The organism is Kitasatospora sp. MY 5-36, assembly GCF_001182915.1.
Classification (GTDB): domain Bacteria; phylum Actinomycetota; class Actinomycetes; order Streptomycetales; family Streptomycetaceae; genus Kitasatospora.
Window position 1 is genome coordinate 1 of the sequence record NZ_LFVW01000876.1, and the last position, 3,666, is coordinate 3,666.

2 protein-coding genes are annotated in these 3,666 nt (G+C 76.0%); both read left to right on the forward strand.

Translation table 11 applies throughout. The features are described from left to right. On the forward strand, window positions 1-2,410 hold a 2,410-nt coding region (locus AE652_RS37600), incomplete at its 5' end, for a tetratricopeptide repeat protein (protein WP_049659775.1). 3 nt (window positions 2,411-2,413) lie between these two features. After that, window positions 2,414-3,666 (forward strand): PP2C family serine/threonine-protein phosphatase (locus tag AE652_RS37605; protein ID WP_063780399.1); only part of this gene is annotated, 1,253 nt, incomplete at its 3' end.

Sequence of the window (3,666 nt, forward strand, 5' to 3'; positions counted from 1 at the left end):
GGGGGCACCGGCGGCGGGGGCACCGGCGGCCGTCGGCCCCGGCGCGCCCTGCCCGCGCGACTGCTCCGGCACCATCGACCCGGACGGCTACTGCGACGAGTGCGGCCTGACCCCGCCCACCGGCGACACCGGCGTCACCCAGCCCTACGTCCCCTCCGCCCGGGTCGGCCACAGCGGCTCCGGCGGCAGGGGCTCCGGCCACGACGGCTCCGCCCGCTCGCTGTCGGTCCGCACCGGCTCGGCCCGCTCGATGTCCGGCCGCTCCCGCTCGCACCGCTCGACCCGCACCGGCAGCAGCCGCTCCCTCTCGGTCCGCTCCACCCGGGGCGGCTCCACCGCCGGCACCCGCAACCGGCTGGGCGCCGGCCTGGTCACCGTGCCGACCGTCGAGGCGGCCGACCCGTCCCAGGCGGTGCTGGCCAACCCCGAGGTGCCCGAGCGCAAGCGGTTCTGCTCCAAGTGCGAGACCCCGGTGGGCCGGGAGAAGAACGGCCGCCCCGGCCGCCCGGACGGCTTCTGCACCAAGTGCGGCACGCCGTACTCGTTCACGCCCAAGCTGCGCCGCGGCGACCTGGTCGGCGGGCAGTACGAGGTGGTGGGCTGCCTGGCGCACGGCGGGCTCGGCTGGATCTACCTGGCGGTGGACCGGCGGGTCCACGACAAGTGGGTGGTGCTCAAGGGCCTGCTGGACACCGGGGACGAGGACGCGCTCGCGGCGGCCGTCGCCGAGCGGCGCTTCCTGGCCGAGGTGGACCACCCGAACATCGTCCGGATCATCAACTTCGCCGAGCACCCGGACCTGCGCACCGGCTCCACCGACGGCTACATCGTGATGGAGTACGTCGGCGGGAAGTCGCTCAAGGACATCGCCAACGAGCGCCGCACCGCGGACGGCCGGCGCGAACCGCTGCCCGTCGAGCAGGGGATCGCGTACGCGCTGGAGGCACTGCCGGCCCTGGGCTACCTGCACGGCCGGGGCCTGGTGTACTGCGACTTCAAGATCGACAACGTGATCCAGAGCGGCGACACGCTCAAGGTCATAGACATGGGCGCGGTCCGCCGCTTCGACGACGACGGCCCGATCTACGGCACCATCGGCTACCAGGCCCCGGAGATCGCCACCGACGGCCCCTCCGTCGCCTCCGACCTGTACACCGTGGCCCGCACCCTCGCGGTGCTCACCTTCGACTTCCAGGGCTACAGCGGCACCTACCGCGACTCGCTGCCCGGCCCGGAACAGGTCGAGGTCTTCGCCAGGTACGAGTCGTACTACCGCTTCCTGGTCCGCGCCACCGACCCGGACCCGGCCCGCCGCTTCGCCTCCGCCGAGGAGATGGCCGACCAGCTCACCGGCGTGCTGCGGGAGGTCCTGGCCCTCCAGGACGACCGGCCCCGGCCCGCGCCCTCCACCCTGTTCGGCCCCGAACTGCGCGTCGTGGACACCGAGTTGGTCCTGCCCACCGAACAGGCCGGGCAGCTCCGGGTGGCCCCCCTGGACCCGGCCGCCGCCGCCCTCGCGCTGCCCGTCCCCCGGGTCGACCCCGGCGACCCGAACGCCGGCTTCCTCGCCGTCCTGGTCACCCCCGACCCCGAGGAGACGCTCGCCGCACTGGCCGCCGCGCCCGCCGTCTCGGTCGAGAGCCGGCTGCGCGAACTGCGCGCCCTGCTCGAACTCGGCCGCCACGACGACGCGGTGAACCGCCTCACCGAGCTGGAGCGGGACCAGCCGGACGACTGGCGGGTGGTCTGGTACCGCGGGCTGACCGCCCTCGTCGACGGCTCCTCCACCGCCCTGCGGGCCGCCGCGGAGGCCTTCGACGCGGTCTACGACGCCTTCCCCGGCGAGGCCGCCCCCAAGCTGGCCCTCGCCATCTGCGCCGAGCTGCTCGGCGACGGCGGCGACGCGGCCGAGTTCTACCGGCTGGTGTGGGCCACCGACCACGCCTACCTGAGCGCCGCCTTCGGGCTGGCCCGGGTCCGGCTGGCCGAGGAGGACCGGACCGCCGCGGTCCGCGTCCTGGAGACCGTCCCGGCCACCTCCAGCCACTACACCGCCGCCCGGATCGCCGCCGTCCGGGCCCGGCTGCGCGAGCGCCGGACCACCGACGACCTGGCCGCCGACCTCGGCGCGAGCTCCGCCCAGCTGACCGCGCTGCGGCTGGACGCCCGCCGCCGCGAGGAGCTCGCCGTCGAGGTGCTCGACACGGCCCTCGGCTGGGTCGGCGCCGAGGAGGCCGCCGGCCGGCGCACCACCGACCTGGTGGTACTGGGACGTCCCGCACAGGAGCGGGAACTGCGCTTCGCCCTGGAACAGTCCTACCGGGTACTCGCCCGGTTGGCCGACCGGGCGGAGACCAGGATCGAGATGGTGGAACGGGCCAACCGTGCCCGTCCCAGGACGTGGGTGTAGCAGATGCCGCAGCAGACCGAGTGCCCGAGCTGTTCGGAGCCGATGGACCAGGAGGACGCCTACTGCGGCTCCTGCGGGACCGGCCGGGACGGCCGGGCGGCCCCCGGCTCGATGCCCACGAGCTGGGCCGCCGCCCGCGGCGAGGCCGTACCGTCGCCGCGCGGGCAGGTCTGCGTGCACTGCGGGCAGCCGCAGGTCGCCCCGGACGGCTACTGCGAGGGCTGCGGCAGCGCCCAGCCGCGCCCGCGCGACCACATGGAGAAGGCGCTCGGGGGCGTCGCCGGGGTCAGCGACCGCGGCGTGCGCCACCACCGCAACGAGGACTCCTTCACCGTCGCCGCGACCTCGCTGCCCGGCGGCGAGCCGGTCGTGGTCGCCGTGGTGTGCGACGGCGTCTCCTCCTCCGACCGCCCGGACGAGGCCTCGGAGACCGCCGTGGACGCCGCCTCCGAGTCGCTGCTGACCGCCCTGGAGGCCGGCCGGGACCCGAACTCGGCGATGCGCCAGGCCGTCGCCGACGCCGCCGACGCGGTCGCCGGCCTCGCCACCGACGGCGCCGGCCCCACCCGGCCCGACCTCAACGCGCCCGCCTGCACCTTCGTCAGCGCGATAGCCGCGGGCGGCCGGGTCACCATCGGGTGGGTCGGCGACACCCGGGCGTACTGGATCCCGGACGACCGCGCCGCCGCCGAGCCCTTCCGGCTCACCCAGGACGACTCCTGGGCGGCCCGGATGGTCGAGGCCGGGCTGATGAGCGAGGCCGAGGCCTACGCCGACCCCCGCGCGCACGCGATCACCGGCTGGCTCGGCGCCGACGCCGAGGAGGTCGTGCCGCACACCCTCGACTTCACCCCGCACGTCCCCGGGGTGGTGCTGATCTGCACCGACGGGCTGTGGAACTACGCCGAGGCGGCCACCGACCTGGCGTACTACGTGCGCCCGGACGCCCGCACCGAACCGCTCGCCACGGCGCAGACCCTGGTGAAGTTCGCGGTCGCGGCCGGCGGCCACGACAACATCACCGTCGCCGTGCTGCCGATCGACCCGCCGGCCGCCGCCCTCGAGGCGGCCGAGGAGACCCCCACCGCGTTCGACCTGCCGGTGATCGCTCCGCGCGCGGCCGTCCGGCCGGCCCCGGAGGAGGACGAGGACTACGAGCCGACCCTGCCGGACCTCCCGGTGATCGGCTCCGCCGCCGCCCCGCTGCCCCCGGCCCCGCCCGTACCCCCGGTCCCCCCGGCGCCGGCCGTCCCGCC